General features: G+C 73.7%; 20 protein-coding genes. 17 read left to right on the plus strand and 3 right to left on the minus strand.

What is annotated here, in order from left to right:
- Nucleotides 1-67: 67 nt before the first annotated feature.
- Together EYB28_RS05430 and EYB28_RS05435 are read right to left on the minus strand one after the other, a co-directional pair.
- Nucleotides 68-1,525 carry a nucleobase:cation symporter-2 family protein gene (locus EYB28_RS05430; RefSeq protein WP_166845501.1) on the minus strand — a complete coding sequence of 486 codons (1,458 nt, stop codon included), beginning with the start codon at nucleotides 1,523-1,525 and terminating at the stop codon, nucleotides 68-70.
- A gap of 233 nt (nucleotides 1,526-1,758) precedes the next feature.
- The gene (locus EYB28_RS05435; RefSeq protein ID WP_166845502.1) at nucleotides 1,759-3,132 is read right to left on the minus strand and encodes an 8-oxoguanine deaminase; all 1,374 of its coding nucleotides are present in this window, start codon (nucleotides 3,130-3,132) and stop codon (nucleotides 1,759-1,761) included.
- A gap of 239 nt (nucleotides 3,133-3,371) precedes the next feature.
- On the opposite strand from EYB28_RS05435, the gene EYB28_RS05440 reads away from it, so the two are divergent.
- Nucleotides 3,372-4,067, plus strand: coding sequence for a demethylmenaquinone methyltransferase (locus EYB28_RS05440; protein WP_166845504.1), 696 nt, complete (start codon nucleotides 3,372-3,374; stop codon nucleotides 4,065-4,067).
- A 62-nt stretch (nucleotides 4,068-4,129) separates the two neighbouring features.
- Here the strand turns inward: EYB28_RS05440 and EYB28_RS05445 are convergent, their stop codons facing one another.
- The gene (locus tag EYB28_RS05445) at nucleotides 4,130-4,342 is read right to left on the minus strand and encodes a hypothetical protein (protein WP_166845506.1); all 213 of its coding nucleotides are present in this window, start codon (nucleotides 4,340-4,342) and stop codon (nucleotides 4,130-4,132) included.
- Between the two features lie 320 nt (nucleotides 4,343-4,662).
- On the opposite strand from EYB28_RS05445, the gene EYB28_RS05450 reads away from it, so the two are divergent.
- From EYB28_RS05450 to EYB28_RS05525, 16 genes are all read left to right on the plus strand, one after another.
- Complete coding sequence (locus EYB28_RS05450) at nucleotides 4,663-5,988, plus strand: geranylgeranyl reductase family protein (RefSeq protein ID WP_166851768.1); 1,326 nt, start codon at nucleotides 4,663-4,665, stop codon at nucleotides 5,986-5,988.
- Nucleotides 5,989-6,043: 55 nt separating this feature from the next.
- Nucleotides 6,044-6,406, plus strand: a complete 363-nt coding sequence (locus EYB28_RS05455; RefSeq protein ID WP_166845507.1) for an NADH-quinone oxidoreductase subunit A — start codon at nucleotides 6,044-6,046, stop codon at nucleotides 6,404-6,406.
- Nucleotides 6,407-6,505: 99 nt separating this feature from the next.
- Entirely contained in the window at nucleotides 6,506-7,057 is a 552-nt protein-coding gene (locus tag EYB28_RS05460) for an NADH-quinone oxidoreductase subunit B family protein (protein WP_166845509.1), read from the plus strand.
- Nucleotides 7,054-7,800 carry an NADH-quinone oxidoreductase subunit C gene (locus EYB28_RS05465; RefSeq protein ID WP_166845511.1) on the plus strand — a complete coding sequence of 249 codons (747 nt, stop codon included), beginning with the start codon at nucleotides 7,054-7,056 and terminating at the stop codon, nucleotides 7,798-7,800. The genes EYB28_RS05460 and EYB28_RS05465 overlap by 4 nt, the downstream gene beginning before the upstream one ends.
- Nucleotides 7,797-9,140 (plus strand): NADH-quinone oxidoreductase subunit D, encoded by a 1,344-nt coding sequence (locus tag EYB28_RS05470; protein WP_166845513.1) that lies wholly within the window; start codon nucleotides 7,797-7,799, stop codon nucleotides 9,138-9,140. The genes EYB28_RS05465 and EYB28_RS05470 overlap by 4 nt, the downstream gene beginning before the upstream one ends.
- Complete coding sequence (gene nuoE, locus EYB28_RS05475) at nucleotides 9,137-10,135, plus strand: NADH-quinone oxidoreductase subunit NuoE (RefSeq protein WP_166845515.1); 999 nt, start codon at nucleotides 9,137-9,139, stop codon at nucleotides 10,133-10,135. The genes EYB28_RS05470 and nuoE overlap by 4 nt, the downstream gene beginning before the upstream one ends.
- Nucleotides 10,128-11,477 (plus strand): NADH-quinone oxidoreductase subunit NuoF, encoded by a 1,350-nt coding sequence (nuoF, locus tag EYB28_RS05480; RefSeq protein WP_166845517.1) that lies wholly within the window; start codon nucleotides 10,128-10,130, stop codon nucleotides 11,475-11,477. Before nuoE ends, nuoF begins: the two co-directional genes overlap by 8 nt.
- Nucleotides 11,477-14,140 carry an NADH-quinone oxidoreductase subunit G gene (locus EYB28_RS05485; RefSeq protein ID WP_166845519.1) on the plus strand — a complete coding sequence of 888 codons (2,664 nt, stop codon included), beginning with the start codon at nucleotides 11,477-11,479 and terminating at the stop codon, nucleotides 14,138-14,140. Before nuoF ends, EYB28_RS05485 begins: the two co-directional genes overlap by 1 nt.
- Nucleotides 14,137-15,486: an NADH-quinone oxidoreductase subunit NuoH gene (gene nuoH / locus EYB28_RS05490; protein ID WP_166845521.1), complete on the plus strand. Its 1,350-nt coding sequence runs from the start codon at nucleotides 14,137-14,139 to the stop codon at nucleotides 15,484-15,486. Before EYB28_RS05485 ends, nuoH begins: the two co-directional genes overlap by 4 nt.
- Complete coding sequence (nuoI, locus tag EYB28_RS05495) at nucleotides 15,483-16,253, plus strand: NADH-quinone oxidoreductase subunit NuoI (protein WP_166845523.1); 771 nt, start codon at nucleotides 15,483-15,485, stop codon at nucleotides 16,251-16,253. Before nuoH ends, nuoI begins: the two co-directional genes overlap by 4 nt.
- Nucleotides 16,250-17,134, plus strand: coding sequence for an NADH-quinone oxidoreductase subunit J (locus EYB28_RS05500; protein WP_166845525.1), 885 nt, complete (start codon nucleotides 16,250-16,252; stop codon nucleotides 17,132-17,134). The genes nuoI and EYB28_RS05500 overlap by 4 nt, the downstream gene beginning before the upstream one ends.
- Nucleotides 17,134-17,433, plus strand: coding sequence for an NADH-quinone oxidoreductase subunit NuoK (gene nuoK, locus EYB28_RS05505; protein ID WP_166845527.1), 300 nt, complete (start codon nucleotides 17,134-17,136; stop codon nucleotides 17,431-17,433). Before EYB28_RS05500 ends, nuoK begins: the two co-directional genes overlap by 1 nt.
- 24 nt (nucleotides 17,434-17,457) lie before the next feature.
- Nucleotides 17,458-19,374, plus strand: a complete 1,917-nt coding sequence (gene nuoL / locus EYB28_RS05510) for an NADH-quinone oxidoreductase subunit L (protein WP_166851771.1) — start codon at nucleotides 17,458-17,460, stop codon at nucleotides 19,372-19,374.
- A gap of 25 nt (nucleotides 19,375-19,399) precedes the next feature.
- Complete coding sequence (locus EYB28_RS05515) at nucleotides 19,400-21,043, plus strand: NADH-quinone oxidoreductase subunit M (RefSeq protein WP_166851774.1); 1,644 nt, start codon at nucleotides 19,400-19,402, stop codon at nucleotides 21,041-21,043.
- Complete coding sequence (nuoN, locus tag EYB28_RS05520; protein ID WP_166845529.1) at nucleotides 21,040-22,809, plus strand: NADH-quinone oxidoreductase subunit NuoN; 1,770 nt, start codon at nucleotides 21,040-21,042, stop codon at nucleotides 22,807-22,809. Before EYB28_RS05515 ends, nuoN begins: the two co-directional genes overlap by 4 nt.
- Nucleotides 22,810-22,958: 149 nt before the next feature.
- Nucleotides 22,959-23,960: a polyprenyl synthetase family protein gene (locus tag EYB28_RS05525; RefSeq protein WP_240930686.1), complete on the plus strand. Its 1,002-nt coding sequence runs from the start codon at nucleotides 22,959-22,961 to the stop codon at nucleotides 23,958-23,960.
- The last annotated feature ends 60 nt before the right edge of the window (nucleotides 23,961-24,020 follow it).

Raw genomic sequence — 24,020 nt, forward strand, 5'->3', positions numbered from 1 at the left:
AGTACGCCGCGGTCCCTGCCCGCTCCCGCCGGCCCCACGCCCGCCGACACAGATCACACCCCGCCGGTCAGGGCGCCCCGGGCGCGCGCCGCCGGTCGGGGGAACCGTTGAGGACGCCGTCGTCGGTGAGGTCCTCGAGGGTGTCGTCGTCCACGGCCCTGCGGGCGGTGCCCTTGACGAACACGGACGGGTTCTCCGGGGTCCCGCGCGTGATGTGGTTGAACAGGATGTTCAGCAGGATCGCCATCAGCGCCGCGGAGCTGATGCCCGAGTGGAAGATGACGCCGAACCACTCCGGGAACCCGTCGTAGAAGTCCGGCTTGGCGATCGGGATCATGCCGAAGGAGATCGACGCGGCGACGATCACGAGGTTCATCGAGTTCGAGTAGTCGACCTTGGCCAGCGTGCGGATGCCCGACGCCGCGACGGAGCCGAACAGCACCACGCCGGCGCCCCCGAGGACGGGCGTCGGCACGGCTGCCACGACCCGGCCGAGCACGGGCAGCAGGCCGAGGACCACGAGGATGACGCCGCCCGCGCTCACCACGAACCGCGACCTGACCCCGGTGATCGCCACCAGCCCGACGTTCTGCGCGAACGCGGACTGGGTGAACGAGCCGAAGAACGGGGACACGACGGACGACGCCATGTCGGCGCGCAGCCCGTTCGCGATCCGCCTGCGGTCCACCTTCGTGTCGACGATCTCGCCGACGGCGATGATGTCCGCCGTCGTCTCGGTCAGCGTCACGAGGATGACGATGAGCATCGAGACGATCGCGGCGACCTCGAACGTCGGCGCGCCGAACGCGAGCGGCGTCGGGAACGCGGCGACGGGGCCGTCGCCCACCCCGGAGAAGTCCGCCGTGCCGAGCACCACCGCGAGCAGCGTGCCCACCACGATCGCGATGAGGATCGAGAGCCGCGACACGACCCCCGAGCCGACCTTCGACAGCAGGATCACCACGGCGAACGTGGCGAACGCGAGACCGATGTTGCCGACCGACCCGTAGTCGGGGGCGTCCGCCGCGCGGCCCATGGCCCAGTTCGCCGCCACCGGCATGAGCGTCAGCCCGATCGTCGTGATGACGACGCCCGTGACCACCGGCGGGAAGAACCGGATGATCTGGGCGAAGAACGGGGTGATGAGGAACCCGACCGCGGACGCGACCAGCACCGCGCCCAGCACCGCCGGGATCCCGCCCCCGCCGCCGACGATCGCGACCATCGTCGAGACCCCGGCGAACGAGACGCCCTGGACCAGCGGGAGCTGCGAGCCGAAGAACCGGACGCCGACCGTCTGCAGGATCGTCGCGAGGCCGCCGACGAACAGCGACGCGGCCACGAGCGTTCCGATCTCGGCCGACGTGAGCCCGGCGGCCCCGCCGACGATGAGCGGCGGCGCGATGATCCCGCCGTACATCGTGAGCACGTGCTGGAAGCCGTACCCGAGCGTGGCGGCGAGCGGCAGGCGCTCGTCCTCGGGGCGCGCCGGGGGTGTCGCCGCGCGTCCGGCAGACCTGGTCATAGCGGACCTCCTTGTTCGCTAGCCTTCCGCACTCCGGAAGAAGAGTTCCACTATTCGACCGTGCGGCTGGTGGCGGTGTCAACCCCGCGTCGTGCGGGTCCTGTTGTCGGGGCGCCGGGAGGGGTGTGCTTGTCGCGAGGCAGTTCCGTCCGCCCGCCCCAGCCCTCTTCGATGCGCCTCGACTCGTCGCCGGCGCGGACGCGGGTGGCCGTCCGTCTGGGCGGGCGGGTGCGTCACCCGCGTACGAGCTGCCGCGCGGCGGCGTGGTGCTCGGCCAGGAGCGCCGGCAGGTCGAGGCCGACGACCGCGCCGTCGACGACGCGCCACTTGCCGCCCACCATGACGCGGTCGGCGCGGTCGGCACCACAGAGCAGCAGCGCTGCCACGGGGTCGTGCGCACCGGAGAAGCGGGGCTCGTCGAGGCGCCACAGCGCCAGGTCCGCCTGCTTGCCGACGGCGAGGACGCCGAGATCGTCGCGGCCGAGGGTCCGTGCCGAGCCGCGCGTCGCCCAGCCCAGCGCCCGGCGCACGGGCACCGACGCGCCATACGTCAGCCGCTGCAGGTACAGGGCCTGACGGGCCTCCAGGATCATCGTGGAGGCGTCGTTGGACGCCGAGCCGTCCACGCCCAGGCCCACCGGCACGCCCGCGTCCTCGAGCTCGAGCACGCGGGCGACGCCCGAGGCCAGCCGCATGTTCGACGTCGGGCAGTGCGCCACCGCCGTGCCGGCGGCCCCCAGGCGGCGGACCTCGCCGTCGTCGAAGTGGATCCCGTGCCCGAGCCAGGCGCGGTCCGTGAGCCAGCCGACCGACTCCAGGTAGTCGACGGTGCGCATGCCGAAGCGCTCGCGCAGGAACTCCTCCTCGTCCCTCGTCTCCGCCAGGTGCGTGTGCAGGCGGACGTCGAGCCGCTCCGCGAGCTCGGCCGTGTCTCGCATGGTCGCCGGCGTCACGGAGAACGGCGAGCACGGGGCCAGGGCGATCTGCACGCGCGCACCGGCGCCGCGCTCGTGGTACGCGGCGACCAGGCGCTCCGAGTCGGCCAGGATGGTCTCGGCGTCCTGCACCACCGACTGCGGCGGGAGGCCGCCGTCGTCCGTGCCGAGCGTCATGGAGCCGCGGGTGAGCGTGGCACGCATCCCGAGCTCGCGCACCGCCGCGACCTGGATGTCGATCGCGTCGTCCAGGCCCGCCGGGAACACGTAGTGGTGGTCGGCGGCCGTCGTGCACCCCGACAGGAGCAGCTCGGCGAGCGCCACCTTCGTGGCGAGCTCGTGCGCGCGCGGCGTCAGGCGTGCCCACACGGGGTAGAGCGTGGTCAGCCAGTCGAAGAGCTCGGCGTCGGCCACGGGCCCCCAGGCGCGGGTGAGGGTCTGGTAGTAGTGGTGGTGGGTGTTGACCAGGCCCGGCGTCAGGACGTGCGCCGACGCGTCGAACGTCTCGTCCACCGGGCCGCGCGGGCGGACTCCGGCGGCCACCAGCTCGGTGATGACGCCGTCCGCGACGACGACGCCGCCCCGTGCGTCGGGCGCCGTGCCGGGTGCCGGCTCGACCGACGCGTCGTCGGCGGTGAAGACGCCCAGCGGGTTCTTGATCCACGTGCTCATCGGTGCCTCCTGGCGGCGCCAGCCCGGGCCTGCCCGGCGGCGCCGCAGCGGTGCGGTGCCGGCTCAGTGGGCCTGTCTGCCGATCCAGGGAACGACGACCCGACGTCGTCGTCGCTCGCGACGCTAACGGGGGAGGGGCCCGAGAACAACCTCACGGCCGTCGTCGGCCGGGGAGACGGCGCTCATGTCGTTCTCGGCGGTGCCGGGGCGTGCGGGGGTGCTGTGGGACGATGACGCCCATGTCCCGCGCCAGCCTGGAGAAGCAGCCCGCCGAGGTCGCGACGATGTTCGACGGCATCGCCCGCCGGTACGACCTCGTCAACGACCTCGTGTCGCTGGGCCAGGACCGGCGCTGGCGCCGGGCCACCGTCGCCGCCGTCGAGGCGAGGCCCGGCGAGCGCGTGCTCGACCTCGCCGCCGGCACGGGCACCTCCAGCGAGCCGTTCGCCGACGACGGCGCGACGGTCGTCCCGTCCGACTTCAGCCTCGGCATGCTGGCGGAGGGCAAGCGGCGGCGCGGCGACCTGCCGTTCGTCGCGGGGGACGCCACCCGGCTACCGTTCGCCGACGCGGCGTTCGACGCCGTGACGATCAGCTTCGGGCTGCGCAACGTGGTGGACACGGACGCCGCCCTCACCGAGATGCTGCGCGTGGTGCGGCCCGGGGGGCGCGTCGTGATCTGCGAGTTCTCCACGCCCACGTGGAAGCCGTTCCGCACGCTGTACATGGAGTACCTGATGCGCGCGCTGCCCGTCGCGGCCGGCGCCGTCACGGGGGACAAGGGCTCGTACGACTACCTGGCCGAGTCCGTCAGGGCCTGGCCGGACCAGACGGCGCTCGCCCGCCGCATGCTCGCCGTCGGGTGGCGGCACGTGGCGTACCGCAACCTCAGCGGCGGCATCGTCGCGCTGCACCGCGGGGTGCGCCCGGCCTGACCCGGGCCGGTGCCGGCCGCGCACCTGTCGTGCGCGGCCGGCACCGGCGGTGCGCGACGGGCTCAGGCTCCGGCGCGGTCCTTGATCGCGGCGCTCTGCGCCCTGGCGAACTCGCCCACGCCGGACGACAGGTCGGAGACCTTCTCCTGCACGCGAGGGTCGTTCCAGGTCTCGGTGGCCCACCCGCGCGCCTTGTCGAGCTGCGACCGCCCCTTCTCCGTGCCGAGCAGGTAGCCCAGCGCGGCACCGATCACGAATGCGGGTCCAGCCTTCATCTCTCACGCCTCCAGGTAGGTCGTCGTCACGGGCCGAGGGCGAGGCGGCGCTCGGACCGTCGTGCCCTCGTGGACGACGACGGTATGCGCCGTGGGTGCGCCCGGAGGCCCGACACGCGGCGGACGGTGCGAGCGCTCGGACCGCCGTCCCGTCGGGGCGCGTCGTGTCCCGACGGGACGCCGTCGGGGCGAAGGAAGGCAAACCTTCCTACCCATCGCCCCGCGAACGTGACTAGAGTGCGTGGAGGAGTTGTGATCAGGTTCACAAGTCGACTCCGGCACCGTCGCCGGGGGCGCTCGAGCGAGCGGGGGTGAAGCACGTGCACGCAGGTCGTGACGACGACGCCGACGTCATCGTCGTGGGTGCCGGGCCCGCCGGCGCCGCCACGGCGCACTGGTGCGCGAGCGCCGGGCTCGACGTGCTCCTCCTCGACAAGGCCGCCTTCCCCCGGGACAAGGTGTGCGGCGACGGCCTCACGCCCCGCGCGGTCGCCGAGCTCGCCCGCATGGGCGTCGGCACGCAGGCCGAGGACGGGTGGATCCGCAACCGCGGCCTCCGGGTGGTCGCCGGCGAACGGTCGTGGGAGCTGCCCTGGCCCGACCTCGCCTCCTTCCCCGGCTACGGCATGGCGCGCGCCCGCATGACGCTCGACCAGCGCCTGGCGCAGCACGCGCAGGCCAGCGGGGCCAAGCTGCTCGAGCGCACCAAGGTCACCGGCCCGCTGCTGGACGAGCGCTCGGGTCGCGTCGTCGGCGTGCACGCCCAGCCGCTCGACGCCCGGGGGCGCGCGGACCAGCCCGCCACGACGTACCGCGCGCCCGTGGTCGTGGCGGCCGACGGCGTCTCCTCCCGGTTCGCGACGGCGCTCGGCATCACCCGGCGCGACGACCGGCCCCTCGGCACCGCCGTGCGCACCTACGTCCGCACCGAGACCGACGCGGGCGTCACGCCGCGTCACGAGGACCCCTGGATGGAGTCCCACCTGGAGCTCTGGGACGGCGCGCCCGGCACGTCGAACCTGCTGCCTGGCTACGGCTGGATCTTCGCGCTCGGCGACGGCACGGCCAACGTCGGCCTCGGCGCCGTGAGCTCCACGCCCGCGCGGCAGTCGGCCGCCGGGACCGACTACCGGGCCCTCCTGCGCACCTGGATGCGCAACGCGCCCGGCGCGTGGGGCTTCGACGCCGACAACCAGGTGGGCCCGGTCCGGGGCGCCGCTCTGCCGATGGGCTTCAACCGCGGCCCCCTGTACGCGAACGGCGCGCTGCTGGTGGGCGACTCGGCCGGGATGATCAGCCCGTTCAACGGCGAGGGCATCGCCTACGCCCTGCAGGCCGGCCGCGTCGCCGCCGACGCGGTCGCCCAGGCCCGCACCCGCACCACCGACGACGCGCGGGAGCGCACGCTCGGCACGTACGCCGACCGGATGCGCGCCGACCTGGGCGGCTACTACACCCTCGGGCGGTGGTTCGTCCGGCTCATCGAGCACCCGCAGGTGATGCGGGTGTGCGTGCGGTACGGGCTGCCGCGGCCGGTCGTCATGCGGTTCGTGCTCAAGCTGCTGTCCGACTGCTACGAGCCCCGCGGCGGCGACTGGGTGGACCGGGTGATCGCGGGGCTGACCAGGATCGTTCCGGCAGCATGAGCGCGCACGAGCACGAAGGAGTGGTCGAGATGACGGCGCAGAGCAGGGAGGCGCGATGACGAACCCCTACGTCCCCGTGCTCATCCTCATGGGCGTGGCCGCGGTGCTGGCGCTCGGGGGAGTGGGCGCGAGCGTGCTGATCGGGCCGCGGCGCTACAACCGGGCCAAGCTCGACGCCTACGAGTGCGGCATCGAGCCGACGCCGCACGCGGACGGCGGCGGGCGGCTGCCCGTGAAGTACTACCTGGTCGCGATGACGTTCATCGTCTTCGACATCGAGGTGGTGTTCCTCTACCCGTGGGCGGTCGACTTCACGGTGCTGGCCGGGTTCGGGCTGGCGGCGATGCTCGTCTTCCTCGCGCTCATCACGGTGCCGTTCGTCTACGAGTGGAGACGCGGCGGCTTCGACTGGGTGTGAGCCCGCCGCGGGCGCGGCGGACCACGGGACGAGAACGGTAGTTCAGGACGGCAACGGTGCCGGCACCACCGGCACCCCACCTTCACGAAGGGAGGGGACATGGGACTGGAGGAGTCTCCGTCAGGGTTCCTGCTGACGTCGATCGAGGACCTGGCGGGCTACCTGCGCAAGGCGTCCGTCTGGCCGGTGACGTTCGGTCTGGCCTGCTGCGCCATCGAGATGATGGCCGCCGGCGCGTCCCGGTTCGACCTGTCACGGTTCGGCATGGAGGTGTTCCGCGCCTCGCCGCGCCAGGCCGACCTGATGATCGTCGCGGGTCGGGTGAGCCAGAAGATGGCGCCCGTCGTGCGTCAGGTCTACGACCAGATGAGCGAGCCCAAGTGGGTGCTGTCGATGGGCGTCTGCGCGTCCAGCGGCGGCATGTTCAACAACTACGCGATCGTGCAGGGCGTCGACCACGTCGTGCCGGTGGACATCTACCTGCCGGGGTGCCCGCCCCGCCCGGAGATGCTCATCAACGCGATCCTCGCGCTGCACCAGCAGATCCTCACCTCGCCGCTGGGCGTCAACCGCCGCGAGGCGGCGCAGGCGGCGGAGGCCGCGGCGCTCGAGGCGACGCCGACGTCGCAGATGACGGGGCTGCTGCGATGAGCGGGGAGGTGTCGGGGCCCGCGGCCGCACGCCCGGCCGAGGAGGGCGGGCCCGAGGTCGTCGACGTCCGCCGCGGCATGTTCGGCGCGCGGGGCTCCGGCGACACCTCCGGGTACGGCGGCCTCGTGCGGCGGATCGCCCTGCCGGGCGACGCCACCCGCCCGTACGGCGGCTGGTTCGACGAGGCCGTCGACGTCCTCGCGGAGGTGCTCGGCGAGGCGGGCGTCGCCTTCGACGACGCCGTCGAGCGCGTGGTGGTCACCGACCCCCGCGGCGAGGACGGCGACCCGAGCCCCGACGCCGAGCTGACGCTGCACGTGGCGCGCGCCCACCTGCTGGCCGTGTGCCGCGCGTTGCGCGACGACCAGGACCTGCGCTTCGAGCTGTGCCTCGGCGTGTCGGGCGTGCACTACCCGCACGACGCCGGGCGCGAGCTCCACGCCGTCTACCACCTGACGTCGGTGACGCACGGGCGCCGCGTGCGCCTCGAGGTGGCGGTGGCCGACGACGACCCGCACGTGCCGTCCGCGACGCCCGTCTACCCGGCGTGCGACTGGCACGAGCGCGAGACCTGGGACTTCTTCGGGATCGTCTTCGACGGGCACCCCGGCCTCACCCGCATCGAGATGCCGGACGACTGGCCCGGGCACCCGCAGCGCAAGGACTACCCGCTCGGCGGCATCCCCGTGGAGTACAAGGGGGCCACCGTGCCGCCGCCGGACACGAGGAGGCAGTACTCATGAGCGCCCCCGCCTACAGCGCGACGCGTCCGCCCGCCGACGAGTTCGACCCCGGGATCCCGGGCTTCGAGGCCTCCGGCGGCGACTGGGACGAGATCGCCCGCGAGGCCGTGGGCGAGGAACGCATCGTCGTCAACATGGGCCCGCAGCACCCGTCCACGCACGGGGTCCTGCGTCTCATGCTGGAGATCGACGGCGAGACGGTCACCGAGGCCCGCTGCGGCATCGGCTACCTGCACACCGGCATCGAGAAGAACATGGAGTTCCGTACCTGGACGCAGGGCACCACGTTCTGCACCCGGATGGACTACCTCGCGCCGCTGTACCAGGAGGCCGCCTACTGCCTCGCCACGGAGAAGCTGCTCGGCGTCGTCGACGACGTGCCCGAGCGGGCGTCCGTCATCCGGGTGCTGATGATGGAGCTCAACCGGATCGCCTCCCACCTGGTGTGCCTCGGCACGGGCGGCAACGAGATGGGCGCCACCACGGTCATGACCATCGGGTTCACCGCTCGTGAGGAGATCCTGCGGCTGTTCGAGGCCGTGACGGGGCTGCGGATGAACCACGCGTACATCCGGCCGGGTGGCGTCGCCACGGACACACCCGAGGGGTTCACCGACCAGGTCCGCGCCGCCCTGCCGAAGGTGCGGCACTACCTCGGCCAGCTCGGCGACCTCATGCTCGCCAACCCGATCTTCAAGGCCCGGCTCGTCGACGTCGGCGCGCTCAACCTCGCCGGCTGCATGGCCCTCGGCGTCACCGGCCCCGTCCTGCGCTCCGCCGGCCTGCCGTACGACGTGCGCAAGGCGTTCCCGTACTGCGGGTACGAGACCTACGACTTCGACGTCCCCACGTCCACCGACGCGGACTGCTACGCCCGCGTCGTGCTGCGCCTGGAGGAGTGCTACCAGTCGCTGCGGATCGTCGAGCAGTGCCTGACGCGCCTCGACGCCACCGAGGGGGCGCCCGTCATGGTCGCCGACAAGAAGATCGCCTGGCCGGCCCAGCTCGCCGTGGGCGCCGACGGGCAGGGCAACTCGCTCGACCACATCCGCCAGATCATGGGCACCTCCATGGAGGCCCTCATCCACCACTTCAAGCTCGTCACCGAGGGCTTCCGGGTGCCCGCGGGCCAGGCGTGGCAGACGGTGGAGCACCCGCGCGGCGAGCTCGGCGTGCACGCGGTGTCCGACGGCGGCACCCGGCCCTACCGGGCGCACTTCCGCGACCCGTCGTTCAACAACCTGCAGGCCGTGTCGGTGATGTGCGAGGGCGGCCAGGTGGCCGACGTCGTCGTCGCCGTCGCGTCCCTCGACCCGGTGCTGGGAGGTGTGGACCGGTGACCGCCGAACCGACGAGCGCACGCTCGCAGGCCCGCTACGACGCCGAGACCCTCGCGTCGCTGACCGCCGACGCCGCGCAGATCATGGCCCGCTACCCGGACCCGCGGTCCGGCCTGCTGCCCATGCTGCACCTGGTGCAGTCCGTCGACGGGTACGTGAGCCGCGACGGCATCATGTTCTGCGCCGAGCAGCTCGGCATGACCGCCGCCGAGGTCTCCGCCGTCGCGACCTTCTACACCCAGTACAAGCGCCACCCCAACGGCACCTACACCGTGGGCGTGTGCACCAACACGCTCTGCGCCGTCATGGGCGGCGACGCCATCTTCGAGGAGCTGAGCGAGCACCTCGGCGTCGGCCACGACGAGACCACCGAGGACGGCGCCATCACCCTCGAGCGCGTCGAGTGCAACGCGGCCTGCGACTACGCGCCCGTCGTGATGGTCAACTGGGAGTTCTTCGACAACCAGACGCCCGAGTCCGCCGCGGCGCTGACCGACCGGCTGCGGCTCGGCGAGGATGTCGCGCCCACCCGCGGCGCGTCCAGCGTGTGCAGCTTCAAGCGGATGAGCCGGGTGCTCGCCGGGTTCCCGGACGGGCGGGCCGACGAGGGGGAGACTGCCGGGGCGCCCACGCTCGCGGGCCTGCGTCTCGCTCGGGCTGCTTCGGGTTCGGTCGGCGAGGGGGATCCTTCGTCTCCAGGCGCGCCATCCGCCTCGGTCGTTCCTCCCTCGGCTCCCGCCAGACCCGGCCAGCCTGGCGACGAAGGATCCCCCTCGCCGACCTCCGGAGCTGCATCGGCGTCGGGCCCGGCGGCGGGCAGGGCGCCCGGGACCGGTGAGGAGCAGCAGGAGGCGGAGGTGCCGCCGGAGACGGGGGCGGAGCGGTCCAGCGCGGAGCGGAAGCCGGCGGCGACGGGGGACGAGAGCCCCGGGCGGTCGCCGTCGGGCGGCAAGGCGGACCCCGAGCCGGAGAGGAAGGGGCGCGACGATGACTGACCTGTTGCCCGTGCTCACGGACACGTGGGACGCGGAGCGGTCGTGGAAGCTCGCCACGTACGAGGAGGCCGGCGGGTACGCCGGGCTGCGCAAGGCTCTGACGATGGAGCCGGGCGACCTCGTGCAGGCGGTCAAGGACTCCGGACTGCGGGGGCGTGGCGGCGCCGGGTTCCCCACCGGGATGAAGTGGGGCTTCCTGCCCCCGCCGGACGGAGGTCCGCGGTACCTGGTCGTCAACGCGGACGAGTCGGAGCCGGGCACGTGCAAGGACATCCCGCTCATGCTCGCCAGCCCGCAGCACCTCATCGAGGGCGTCGCGATCACCAGCTACGCCATCGGGTGCGACCACGCCTTCATCTACGTGCGCGGCGAGGTGCTGCACGTGTACCGGCGGCTGCTCGCCGCGGTCACCGAGGCCCGCGACGCCGGGTACCTGGGCACGGACGTCCTCGGCTCCGGCTTCGACCTGGAGGTCACCGTGCACGCCGGTGCGGGCGCCTACATCTGCGGGGAGGAGACGGCGCTGCTCGACTCCCTGGAGGGCAAGCGCGGCCAGCCGCGGCTCAAGCCCCCGTTCCCCGCCGTCGCCGGCCTGTACGCGCGGCCGACCGTCGTCAACAACGTCGAGTCGATCGCGTCGGTGCCGGGCATCGTCGCCCACGGGCCCGACTGGTTCTCCGCGATGGGCACCGAGAAGTCCTCCGGGCACGGGCTGTTCTCCCTGTCCGGGCACGTCACGCGGCCGGGACAGTACGAGGCGCCGCTGGGCATCACGCTGCGCGAGCTGCTCGACCTCGCGGGCGGGGTGCGGGCCGGCCACGAGCTGAAGTTCTGGACGCCGGGCGGCTCGTCCACCCCGATCTTCACCGCCGACCAGCTCGACACCCCGCTCGACTACGAGTCCGTCGGCGCGGCCGGGTCGATGCTCGGCACGCGTGCGCTGCAGATCTTCGACGACACGACGTGCGTCGTGCGGGCGGTGAGCCGGTGGACGGACTTCTACGCCCACGAGTCGTGCGGCAAGTGCACCCCCTGCCGCGAGGGCACGTACTGGCTCAAGCAGGTGCTGCACCGCATCGAGGCCGGCGACGGCGAGGAGCGCGACGTCGACCTGCTGCTCGACCTGTGCGACAACATCCTCGGCCGCGCCTTCTGCGCGCTCGGTGACGGCGCGACGTCGCCCGTCACGTCAAGCGTCGAGCTGTTCCGCGACGAGTACCAGGCGCACATCGACGGCGGAGGGTGCCCGTTCGACCCGAGCGCGAGCGCCCTGTTCGAGTACACCCCGAGGAACCGACGGACCCCGGCCCTCGCGGGCGGGGCCGGTGTGGGAGGTCACTGATGACGGCGACCACGGACAGGCCCGACAAGCCCGCCGCGGGCAGCGGCGAGGTCGAGCAGCCCGTCGAGACGGTGACGCTGACGATCGACGAGGTCGAGGTCACGGTGCCCAAGGGCACGCTGATCATCCGCGCGGCCGAGCAGGTCGGCATCCAGATCCCGCGGTTCTGCGACCACCCGCTGCTCGAGCCGGCGGGCGCGTGCCGGCAGTGCCTCGTGGAGGTCGCGATGCCCGACCGGGAGGGCAACGTCCGCGCGATGCCGAAGCCGCAGGCCTCGTGCACGATGACGGTCACGCCCGGGATGGTCGTCAAGACGCAGCGCACCTCCGCCGTCGCGGACAAGGCGCAGCAGGGGGTCATGGAGCTGCTGCTCATGAACCACCCGCTCGACTGCCCGGTGTGCGACAAGGGCGGCGAGTGCCCGCTGCAGAACCAGGCGATGACGAACGGGCGCGCCGACTCCCGCTTCGAGGACGTCAAGCGGACGTTCCCCAAGCCGATCGCCGTGTCCACGGAGATCCTGCTGGACCGCGAGCGGTGCGTGCTGTGCCAGCGCTGCACCCGGTTCAGCGAGGAGATCGCCGGCGACGCGTTCATCGCGCTGCAGGAGCGCGGCGCGGGCCAGCAGATCGGGCGGTTCGACGAGGCCGTGCTCGACTTCGCCCCGCCGCCCGCCGCGGAGGGCGAGCCCACCGCGGGCGTCGCCCTCCCGGACACCTCCGGGCAGCCGTTCTCCTCGTACTTCTCGGGCAACACCGTGCAGATCTGCCCCGTCGGGGCGCTCACCGGGGCGGCGTACCGGTTCCGCGCCCGCCCGTTCGACCTGGTCTCCACGCCGGCCGTGGGCGAGCACGACTCGTGCGGCTCCGCGATCCGCGTGGACCACCGCCGCGGGGTGGTGCTGCGCCGACTGTCCGGCGACGACCCCGCGGTCAACGAGGAGTGGATCACCGACAAGGACCGGTTCGCGTTCACCTGGCAGTCGGCCCCCGACCGGATCGCGACCCCGCTGGTGCGCGACCGCGAGCTCGACGAGGACGGCGCCGTCGTGTCACGCGGAGAGCTGCGGCCCGCGTCCTGGGTGGAGGCGCTGCAGCTCGCCGCCGAGGGCCTCGCCGCGGCGCGCGACGCGGGCGGCGTCGGGGTGCTGCCCGGCGGCCGGCTCACGGTCGAGGACGCCTTCGCCTGGTCGCGGTTCGCCCGCACCGTGCTGCGCACCGACGACGTCGACCAGCGGGCGCGCGTGCACTCGGCCGAGGAGGCGGCGTTCCTCGCGCACGCGGTCGCCGGCACGGGCGTGGGCGTCACCTTCGGTGACCTGGAGGCCGCGCCGGCCGTGCTCCTCGCCGGGCTCGAGGCGGAGGAGGAGGCCGGCGTCACCTTCCTGCGCCTGCGCAAGGCGGTCCGCGCCCACGGCACCCGCGTGTTCGGGCTGGCACCGTTCGCCTCCCGCGGCCTGGCCCGGCTCGACGGGACGCTGCTCCCGGCGGCCCCGGGCACCGAGGCCGAGTGGCTCGGCAGCGTGGAGGCGCGCGCCGCGGGCGAGCCCGCCCCGGAGGGCTCCGACGCCGAGACCCTCGGCGACGTCGCCGAGGCGCTCGCGAAGCCCGGGGCCGTCATCCTCGTCGGGGAGCGGCTGGCGTCTGCCCCGGGCGCCTACGCCGCCGCGCTGCGCCTCGCCGCCGCGACGGGCGCGCGCCTGGCGTGGATCCCGCGCCGCGCGGGGGAGCGGGGCGGCGTCGAGGCGGGCCTGCTGCCCGGGCTGCTGCCCGGCGGGCGGCCCCTGACCGACCCCGCCGCCCGCGCCGAGGCGGCCGCGGCCTGGGGCGTGCCCGCCGACACGCTACCGGCCGACGCGGGTCGCGACGCGGGCGAGATCCTCGACGCGCTGTCCGTGGGCCAGCTCTCCGGGGCGCTCGTCGGCGGCCTCGAGCTCGCCGACCTGCCCGACCCGGCGCACGCCCGGCGGGCGCTCGGCGCGGCGGGCTTCGTCGTCGCCCTCGAGGTGCGCAGGACCGAGGCCGTCGAGCTCGCCGACGTCGTCCTTCCGGTGGCTCCTCCCGTCGAGCGGGCGGGGTCGTACTGGAACTGGGAGGGCCGCGTGCGGTCGTTCGGCCAGGCGCTCGAGTCCGCCGCGCTGCCCGACCACCGGGTGCTCGACTCGCTCGCCGCCCGGCTCGGCACGGGCCTCGGCGCCGAGACGCCGCTCGCGGCGCACCGCGCCGTCGGCGCCCTGCCGGCCTGGGCGGGCGACCGCGCGCCCGCACCGCCGGAGGACACGGCCGAGCCGCCGCCCGTCCCGCCCGGGACGGCGGTGCTGGCGAGCTGGCACCTGATGCTCGACGACGGCGCCCTGCAGGACGGCGAGCAGTTCCTCGCCGGCACCGCCAAGCGGCCCGTCGCGCGCATGTCGGCCGCCACCGCCGCCGCGGCCGACGTCTACGACGGCGACCAGGTCACCGTCGCGACCGACCGGGGGGCGATCACCGTGCCGGTGGCCATCACGGAGATGGTCGACCACGTGGTGTGGCTGCCGCTGGCCTCGCGCGGGTGCCGGGTGCACGACACCCTCGGCGCCGTGCCCGGCGACCTCGTCCGCGTCTCGCAGGGGCCGGCCGTCGACACCGCACAGGCTCCGGCCGGGCAGGGAGGTGCCGCATGATCCCCGGGGTCGCCGCCGACTTCAGCAACGACGCGATCTGGGTGTCGGCGATCAAGGCCGTGCTCATCGTGGTCTTCCTGCTGACCAGCGTGCTGTTCGCCATCTGGTTCGAGCGCAAGGTCGTGGCCCGCATGCAGGTGCGGCCCGGGCCCAACTGGCACGGCCCGTTCGGCCTGCTGCAGTCGCTCGCCGACGCGATGAAGCTCCTGCTCAAGGAGGACGTGACCGTCACGCGCGCCGACCGGGTCGTCTACCTGCTGGCCCCGATGATCTCGGTGTTCTGCGCCCTGCTGGTCTTCGCCGTGGTCCCGTTCGGCCCGTCCGTGACGATCCCGTTCACGGACTTCACGACGCCCGCGCAGCTCACCGACTTCCCCGTGGCCGTGCTCTACGTGCTGGCGTGCGCGGCGATGGGCGTCTACGGGATCGTGCTCGGCGGCTGGTCGTCCGGGTCCACGTACCCGCTGCTCGGCTCCGTGCGCTCCACGGCGCAGGTCATCTCCTACGAGCTGGCCATGGGCCTGTCGCTGGTCAGCGTCTTCATCATGGCGGGGTCGATGTCGACGTCGCAGATCGTGGCGTCCCAGGCGGGCGTGTGGTGGTTCCTGCCCCTGCTGCCCGCGTTCGTCGTCTACGTCATCTCGATGATCGGCGAGACGAACCGCCTCCCGTTCGACCTTCCGGAGGCGGAGGGCGAGCTCGTCTCCGGGTACATGACCGAGTACAGCTCGATGAAGTTCGCGTGGTTCTTCCTCGCCGAGTACATCAACATGCTGAACGTCTCGGCGATCGCGACCACGCTGTTCCTCGGCGGGTGGCGGGCCCCGTGGCCGCTGTCCGCGATCGCGGACGGGGCGCTGAACACCGGCTGGTGGCCGGTCCTGTGGTTCCTGGTCAAGCTCTGGGCCGTCATGTTCGTGTTCGTGTGGGTGCGCGGCACGCTGCTGCGTCTGCGCTACGACCAGTTCATGTCGCTGGGCTGGAAGGTGCTCATCCCCGTGGCGCTCGGGTGGGTCGTGGTCCTCAGCGTGTTCCAGTACCTGGGCCTGGCCGGCATCACCCGCACGCAGCTCGTCGTCGGGGTGCTCGTCGTGGCGGCCCTCGTCATCGCGCTCATGTGGCTCTGGCCCGAGCGCCGGCCCGCCGCGCCGCCGGGCGGCGCAGCCGACGAGGGAGCCCCGGGGACGTTCGACGCGTTCGCGGACGGCTTCCCGGTGCCGCCGCTGCCGGGGCAGAGCCTCCCGCCGTCACCGCGGGCACGCCGGCACGTGCCCCCGGCCGGGGCCACCACCGGCGCCGCCGACGCCACCAGCACCGCCGTCGACCGACCGGAGGAGACGCGATGACAGGGCAGCACGAACCGTACGAGCCGCTGCGCCCCACGAAGGGCCCGATCGGGGAGCTCTTCGCGCCCGTGGCGGGTTTCGGCGTGACGTTCTCGTCGATGTTCCGCCCGACGGTGACGGAGCAGTACCCCCGCACGAAGACGCCGCCGCAGCGCCGGTACCACGGCCGCCACCAGCTCAACCGGTACGCCGACGGGCTGGAGAAGTGCATCGGCTGCGAGCTGTGCGCGTGGGCGTGCCCGGCGGACGCCATCTACGTCGAGGGCGCGGACAACGCCGAGCTGCCCGACGGCGCGCACATGTCGCCGGGAGAGCGGTACGGCCGCGTCTACCAGATCAACTACCTGCGGTGCATCTTCTGCGGGCTGTGCATCGAGGCGTGCCCCACCCGCGCGCTGACGATGACGAACGACTACGAGCTCGCCGGCCCCGACCGTGCCGGGATGATCTACGAGAAGCAGGACCTGCTGGCGCCGCTCGCCGAGGGCATGCTGGCCGCGCCGCACCCCATGGTCGAGGGCACCACCGACACCGAGTACTACCGCGGGGAGGTGACCGCCCCCACCGGCGAGCAGGTCGAGTGGGTGCGCGAGCACCGGCCCGACGACCCGACGCTCGGGTCCGCCGAGCAGGTCGTCCGGGGCGACGCTCCCGCCCCGACCCCGCGGCGCCACCGCCTGCGCGGCAGCGCCACCAAGGCCGCCGTCGCCACGCTGGAGGCCGCGACCGGCGGCCACGTGTCGAGCACGCCCGGGGGCGAGCAGTGACCGCCTCGGGCGCCGAGGCCGCCCTCTTCTGGGTGCTGGCGCCCCTCATGGTCCTCGCCTCGCTCGGGCTGCTGTTCGTCCGCAAGGCCGTGCACGCGGCGATCTGCGTGATGTTCGTGATGATCGGGCTCGCGATCCTGTACGTCGCGCAGCAGGCGCCGTTCCTCGGCGTCGTGCAGGTCGTCGTGTACACGGGCGCGGTCATGATGCTGTTCCTGTTCGTGCTCATGCTCGTAGGCATCGACGCCGCGGACTCGCTCACCGAGACCATTCGCGGGCAGCGGTGGATCGGGCTGCTGCTGGGCGTCGGCCTCGGGGCGGTGCTGCTCTCGGTCATCTCGCGTGCCGCGTTCCCGCCCGCCGTCGGGCTGGCGGAGACCGGCGGCGTGCCCAACCCGGTGGCGCTCGCGCGCATCCTGCTCGCCGACTACGTGATCGCGATGGAGGTCGTCGGGGTCCTGCTGGTCACGGCGGCGCTCGCGGGCCTGGTGCTCACGCACAAGCGCCGCCTGGCCGTGGCCCCCACGCAGCGGGCCATCGCGCGGGCCAGGGTGGCGGCGCTGCCGCGGGGCCGCACGCTGACCCCGCTGCCGGCGCCCGGCGTGTTCGCGCAGAACAACGCCATGGACACGCCCGCGCTGGGCCCCGACGGGCGGCCGGTGGAGCACTCCGTGCCGCGCGTGCTGCGCATCCGCGGCCAGGAGCGGTCGGCCACCGCCCTGCTGGCGGCCGAGGAGACGCTGGTCGACGTCGTGCGGGTGGGCGGGCCCCCCGCCGGGGACAGCACGCCGGACAGCCCCCCGAGCGGTAGCGCGGACGACGTCCCGGAGGGCGCCCCCGGCGACACCGACGTCGCGCCGCGGGACGAGGAGGAGCGCTGATGGAGATCACCAACTACCTCGGCCTGGCAGCGGTGCTGTTCGCCGTCGGCGCCGCGACCGTGCTGCTGCGCCGCAACGCGATCGTCGTGTTCATGGGCGTCGAGCTCATGCTCAACGCCACGAACCTCGCGTTCGTCACCTTCGCGCGGATGCACGGCGACGTGACCGGGCAGGTGCTCGCCTTCTTCGTCATGGTGGTCGCCGCGGCCGAGGTCGTGGTCGGCCTGGCGATCATCATCATGATCTTCCGCGCCCGCCGGTCGGCCTCGGTCGACGACGTCAACCTGCTGCAGAGCTGAAAGGGCCCGGTGACGACTCCGATGATGCAGTCCCTCTCGCTCGCCCCGTGGCTGGTCGCCACGCCGATGATCGGCGCGGCCCTGCTGCTGCTCGCCGGCCGGCGCAGCGACCGCTGGGGGCACTGGCTCGGCGTGCTCGCGATCGCCGCGACGTTCGTGCTCGGCCTGGTCATGCTCCTCGACATGCTCTCAGTGCCCGCCGAGGAGCGGGTCGGCACCCGCACCGTGGGCACGTGGATCGACGCCGGGCCGCTGCACGCGGACGTCGGGTTCCAGGTGGACCCGCTGTCGATGACCTTCGTGATGCTCGTGACGTTCGTCGGCACGCTCATCCACGTGTACTCGGTGGCGTACATGGGCCACGACGTCGACCGGCGCCGGTTCTTCGCGTACCTCAACCTGTTCGTCGCGGCGATGCTGCTGCTGGTGCTCGCGGACTCCTACCTGCTGCTGTTCGTCGGCTGGGAGGGCGTGGGCCTGGCCTCGTTCCTGCTCATCGGGTTCTGGGACGGCAAGCGCGCGAACGCGGTGGCGGGCACGAAGGCGTTCGTCATGAACCGTGTCGGCGACATGGGGCTCATCGCCGCGATGATGCTCATGCTCGCGACGTTCGGCGCGGTCGACTTCGCCACGGTGCTGGGCGACGGCGCGGGCGCGGCGGGCGTGAGCCAGGGGACGCTGACCGCGATCGGCCTCCTGCTGCTCCTGGCGGCGTGCGGCAAGTCCGCCCAGCTGCCGCTGCAGGCGTGGCTCGGGGACGCGATGGCGGGCCCGACGCCGGTCTCCGCGCTCATCCACGCCGCCACGATGGTCACGGCGGGCGTCTACCTGCTGGTGCGCTCCGGGCCGATCCTCGAGGCGGCGCCGGACGCGCAGCTGGTCGTCGCGATCGTCGGGGCCCTGACCCTGCTGTTCGGGGCGGTCGTCGGTACCGCGAAGGACGACATCAAGAAGGCGCTCGCGGCGTCGACCATGTCGCAGATCGGGTACATGATGCTCGCCGCCGGGCTGGGCCCGGTCGGGTACGCGTTCGCGATCTTCCACCTGCTCACCCACGGCTTCTTCAAGGCGGGCCTGTTCCTCGGCGCCGGCTCGGTGATGCACGCGATGGACGACGACGTCGACATGCGCCGCTTCGGCGGGCTGGCCAGGCTGCTGCCGGTCACGACGATCACGATGGGCCTGGGCTGGCTCGCGATCCTCGGCGTCCCGCCGTTCTCCGGCTTCTGGTCGAAGGACAAGATCATCGAGGCGGCGTTCACGGGCTCGGGCTGGCAGCCGTGGGTGTTCGGCATGGCGGCGCTGCTCGGCGCGGGCATCACCGCCTACTACATGTCGCGGCTGTTCTTCATGACGTTCGCGGGGCGGCGCCGGTGGAGCACCGACGGCCGGGCCGGTGCGGTCGAGCGGCACCCGCACGAGTCCCCGGCGCTGATGACGTGGCCGATGATCGTGCTGGCGGTCGGCTCCGTGGCGCTCGGCGGGCTGCTCGCGATCGGCGACGCGTTCGTCACCTGGCTGGAGCCGGTCACCGGGCACGCCGAGCACCACGAGCCGGTGCTGCCGATCTGGCTGCTGATGACGCTCACGCTGCTGCTGGTCGTGGTGGGCGTGGCGCTGGCGTTCCGCCAGTTCGCGGTGGCCGCGGTGCCGACCGAGCCTCCGCCCGCACCGGCCGTCGTGCGCGCCGCACGGGCGGACCTCTACCAGGACGCGGTCAACGAGAGCGTCGTGATGCGCCCCGGCCAGTACCTCACGCGGTCGCTGGTCTACACGGACCGGGCGGCGGTCGACGGCGGCTGGCTGGGTCTGGCCGGCGGCGTCGGGCGTCTGGGCGCCCGGCTGCGCCGCCTGCAGAACGGGTACGTGCGCTCCTACGCGGCCATGATGCTGGGCGGCCTCGGCGCCGTCGCCCTCGTCGTGTGGCTGCTGGCGAGCTGACGGGCAGGGAGACGGAAGGATGACGATGTCCACAGGGTTCCCCTGGCTCACGGTCCTCATCGTGTGGCCGCTGGTGGCGGCCGCCGCGACGGCGCTCACGGGCCTGGGCCGCGGCCGCCCGTCCGGCGGCCCGGTCACCGGCGGGAGGTTCGGGGCGTCCGCCGCCCGCTGGGTGGCGCTGGTCGGCGCGCTGGTCGAGGTGGTGCTGCTCGCGGGCGCGTTCGCCGCGTTCGACACCTCGGCGGCGGGCGAGCACCAGCTCGCCGAGACGCACTCCTGGATCCCGGCGCTCGGCGCGAGCTGGGCCGTCGGCGTCGACGGCGTCGGGCTGCTGCTCGTGGCGCTGTCCGTCGGGCTGGTGCCCGTGGTGATCGCGGCCGCGTGGCGCGAGCAGGGCGGCGACGCGGTGCGGCTGCGCCGCTACCTCGCCACCGTGCTCCTGCTGGAGGCGTTCATGGTCGCCGTGTTCGCCGCCCGGGACGTGTTCCTCTTCTACGTGCTGTTTGAGGCGATGCTCATCCCCGCGTACTTCCTCATCGGCGGGTTCGGGCAGGGCGCGCAGCGCCGCTACGCGGCGGTGAAGTTCCTGCTGTTCTCCCTCGCGGGCGGGCTGGTGATGCTGGTCGGCGTGGTGGCGCTCTACCTGCAGGTGCCGGTCGCCGAGCGGGGGCCGCAGGCGTTCCTCACCGACAACCTCACGGGCCTGGCGCTCGACCCGACGGCCGAGAAGCTGATGTTCGCCGCGTTCTTCCTGGCGTTCGCGATCAAGGCGCCGATGTTCCCGGTGCACACGTGGCTGCCGGACGTCGCGGAGAACGCCACGCCGGGCACGTCGACCCTGCTCATCTGCGTGCTCGACAAGGTGGGCACCTTCGGGATGCTCACCCTGTGCCTGCCGCTGTTCCCGGAGGCCAGCCGGTGGGCGGCACCGTTCGTCATCGTGCTCGCCGTGGTCTCCGTGCTCTACGGCGCGATCCTCGCGATCGGGCAGACCGACGTGCTGCGGCTGGTCGGCTACACGTCGGTGTCCCACTTCGGGCTGATCATCCTCGGCATGTTCACCTTCACGTCCCTGGGGACCGCCGGCTCGGGCCTCATGATGCTCAACCACGGCATCTCCACCGGGGCGCTGTTCCTGATCGCCGGGTTCGCGATCGCGCGGCACCCGCGCCGCAGCCAGCTCGTCGGCGACTACGGCGGGCTGCGGTCCGTGGCCCCGGTGCTCGGCGGCACGTTCCTCGTCGCCGGCCTCTCGGCGGCCGCGCTGCCGGGCCTCGCGACGTTCGTCTCCGAGATCATGGTCTTCCTCGGCTCGTACGGGCGCTGGCCCGCCGCCGTGCTCGTGGCGGTGCCCGTCGTCGTGCTCGCCGGCGTGTACGTGCTCCTCATGTACCAGCGCATGTTCACCGGCGGCGTGAGCGACGAGCTCGCCGGCGCGCGCGACCTCGACGCCCGGGAGAAGACCGTGGCCGGGGTGCTCGTCGCCGCGCTGGTGGTCCTCGGGCTCGCGCCCGGGCCGGTGCTCGACTACGTGCGCGCGCCGGGCGAGGTCGCCGTCGAGCTCGTGGGCGAGACCGACCCGCCGCCCGTGCTCGGGGCGTCCTCCGCCGACGCCTCACCCGACCCGCGGTCCGCGCCCGCCGCGCCTCACGAGGGGAGCCTGCTGTGAACGACTTCGTCGCACCGCCCATCGACTGGGCGGCCGTCTCGCCGGTCCTCGTCGTCCTCGCCGCGGGCGTCCTCGGCGTGCTCCTCGAGGCCTTCCTGCCGGCCCGGGCGCGGCGCGGCACGCAGGTGACGCTCGCGCTCGCGGCCCTCGGGGGCTCGCTCGTGGCGGTCGCGCTGCTGTGGCCCCGCGTGGCCGACGGCGCCGTCTCCGTCGTCGGAGGCTCCTACCTGCTCACGCCGTTCGGGCTCGGGGTCCAGGCCGTCGTCGCGATCTGCGCGATCCTCGGCGTCCTCGTGGTCGCGGACCGCACGAGCACCGGGCAGGACGCCTTCGCGCCGTCGGCCGCCGCCGTGCCGGGCACCTCCTACGAGGACGCGACCCGGCGCGCGGGCCTGCAGCAGACCGAGATCTACCCGCTGCTGCTGTTCTCCACCGGCGGGATGCTGCTCTTCCCCGCCACGGACGACCTCATGGTGATGTTCGTGGCGCTCGAGGTGCTGTCCCTGCCCCTGTACGTGCTGTGCGCGACGGCGCGCCGCCGGCGCCTGCTCAGCCAGGAGGCGGCGTTCAAGTACTTCCTGCTCGGCGCGTTCGCGTCCGCGTTGTTCATCTTCGGCGTCGCGCTCGTCTACGGCTTCTCCGGCTCCGTGCGCCTGCAGGAGGTCGTCGCCGTGCTCGCCGAGCCGAGCGTCTCGCCGCTCGGCACGATGCCGGCGCTCGTCGTCGTCGGCCTGCTCCTGGTGCTCACCGGCCTGCTGTTCAAGATCGGCGCCGCCCCGTTCCACACGTGGACGCCGGACGTGTACCAGGGCGCGCCCACCCCGGTCACCGGGTTCATGGCGGCCTGCACCAAGGCCGCTGCGGTCGGCGCGCTGGTGCGGGTGCTGTTCACCCTCGCGAACGGCTTCGACCCCGCGCTGCGGCACGACGTCGAGGTGGCGCTGTGGTCGGTCGCGATCCTCACCATGCTGGTCGGGACCGTCGCCGGCGCCGTGCAGACGGACGTCAAGCGCCTCCTGGGGTACTCCTCCATCGCGCACGCCGGGTTCCTGCTCGTCGGCGTGGTCGGGTTCGGCGAGCGCGGGTCCGCCGCGGTGCTGTTCTACCTGCTCGCGTACGGGCTGGCGACGATCGGCGCTTTCGCGGTCGTCACCCTGGTCCGCGAGCGGACGGTGACCGCGGGTGAGCGGCCGGGCGACGGGCCGGTGCCGGACGACGGCGTCGTGCTGGGCGAGGCGACGCGCCTCGCGCAGTGGGCGGGGCTGGGGCGCCGCGCGCCCTGGCTCGTCGCGGCGTTCTCCCTCTTCCTGCTGTCCATGGCGGGCATCCCGCTCACCGCCGGGTTCCTCGCCAAGTTCGGGGTGTTCTCCGCGGCGGTCGACGCGGGCGCGTGGCCGCTCGCGCTGCTGGGCGTCCTGGCCTCGGCGGTGTCCGTGTTCTTCTACGTGCGCGTCATCGTGCTGACGGTGCTCACCCCGCCGGCCGACGCGGACGACGGCGCCGCCACGCCGGCAGGCACCGAGGTCTCGGGCGCGGGCGGGACCGCTCGCACGGACGTGGCCCCGAGCGGTACGGGCGGTCCGGGCGGCACCGCGACGGAGGCGCCGGCCCGCGCGGCGGCGACGCGCACCGTGGTGACGGTCGTCGGGTCGCGGGGCCCCGCCGCGGTCGCGATCGCGCTGTGCGCGGCCGGCGTGCTGCTCCTGGGTCTGTTCCCGGCGGGGATGCTGGACCTGGCGCAGCAGGCGGCCCAGTTTCGCCCGTGACGCCTCCCCGCCCCGCCCGGCGTGACCGACGTGACGCGCGCGGGCGGGCTCTCGGTTCAGTGTTCCCGGGCGCGGGCGGATAGGTTCGGACCGTGACACGTGCACCTTCCGCGCCGGCCCCGGGACCGGGGTCCTCGCCGCACTCGCCGCTGCCGACGGCGTTCCCCCTGCCCGACCCCGCGCTGGCCGACCGGCTGTCGGAGCGCCTGGCGAGGGTCGACGCGGCGCTCGCCGAGGCCGTGGCCTCGGCGGACGCGCTCGCCGACGACGCGGGGCGCCACCTGGTCACGGCCGGGGGCAAGCGGTTCCGCCCCTTGCTGACGCTGCTCGCCGGCGAGCTGGGCGACGGGACGCGGCCCGAGCTGGTCGACGCCGCCGTGGTCGTCGAGCTCACGCAGGTCGCCTCGCTCTACCACGACGACGTCATGGACTCCGCGCCGGTGCGCCGCGGCGCGCCCGCCGTGCACACGGTCTGGGGCAACTCGGTCGCGATCCTCGTGGGCGACCTGCTGTTCTCGCGCGCCTCCGCGCTGGTGGCGGGGCTCGGGCCGGAGGCCGTGGTGCTGCAGTCGCGCACGTTCGAGCGCATGTGCCTGGGCCAGCTGCACGAGACCCTCGGGCCTCGCGACGGCGAGGACCCGGTCGCGCACTACCTGCAGGTGCTGAGCGACAAGACGGCGTCCCTCCTGGCCACCTCCGCGCAGCTGGGCGCGATGTTCGGTGGTTGCGACGACACGGTGGTCGGGGCCGTGGCCGCGTACGGCGAGAAGGTCGGCGTGGCGTTCCAGCTCGCGGACGACGTGCTCGACATCGCCTCGACCGGCGACGAGTCCGGCAAGACGCCCGGCACCGACCTGCGCGAGCACGTGCCGACGATGCCGGTGCTGCTGCTGCGCCAGCGTGTCGCGCGCGGCGAGGGCACCGCCGAGGACGCCGCCCTGCTGGCGCGGCTCGACGCCGACCTGTCGGACGACGCCACGCTCGCCGCGGCCGTGGCCGACCTGCGCTCCCACGACGCCCTCGCGGCGACCCGCGAGCTGGCGGTCCGGTGGGCGCGCGAGGCTGCCGCCGAGCTGGAGCCGCTGCCGGACGGGCCGGTCAAGCAGGCGCTGGCGGACCTCGCGACGGCGCTCGCCGACCGCGCGGCCTGAGGGCCGCAAGCCCGATTCCGCGCGGCATGGGGAGTCCTCCCCATGCCCGGGGGCCGAGAT

The sequence above is a fragment of the Isoptericola sp. BMS4 genome (genome assembly GCF_011634835.1).
Lineage (GTDB): Bacteria > Actinomycetota > Actinomycetes > Actinomycetales > Cellulomonadaceae > Isoptericola.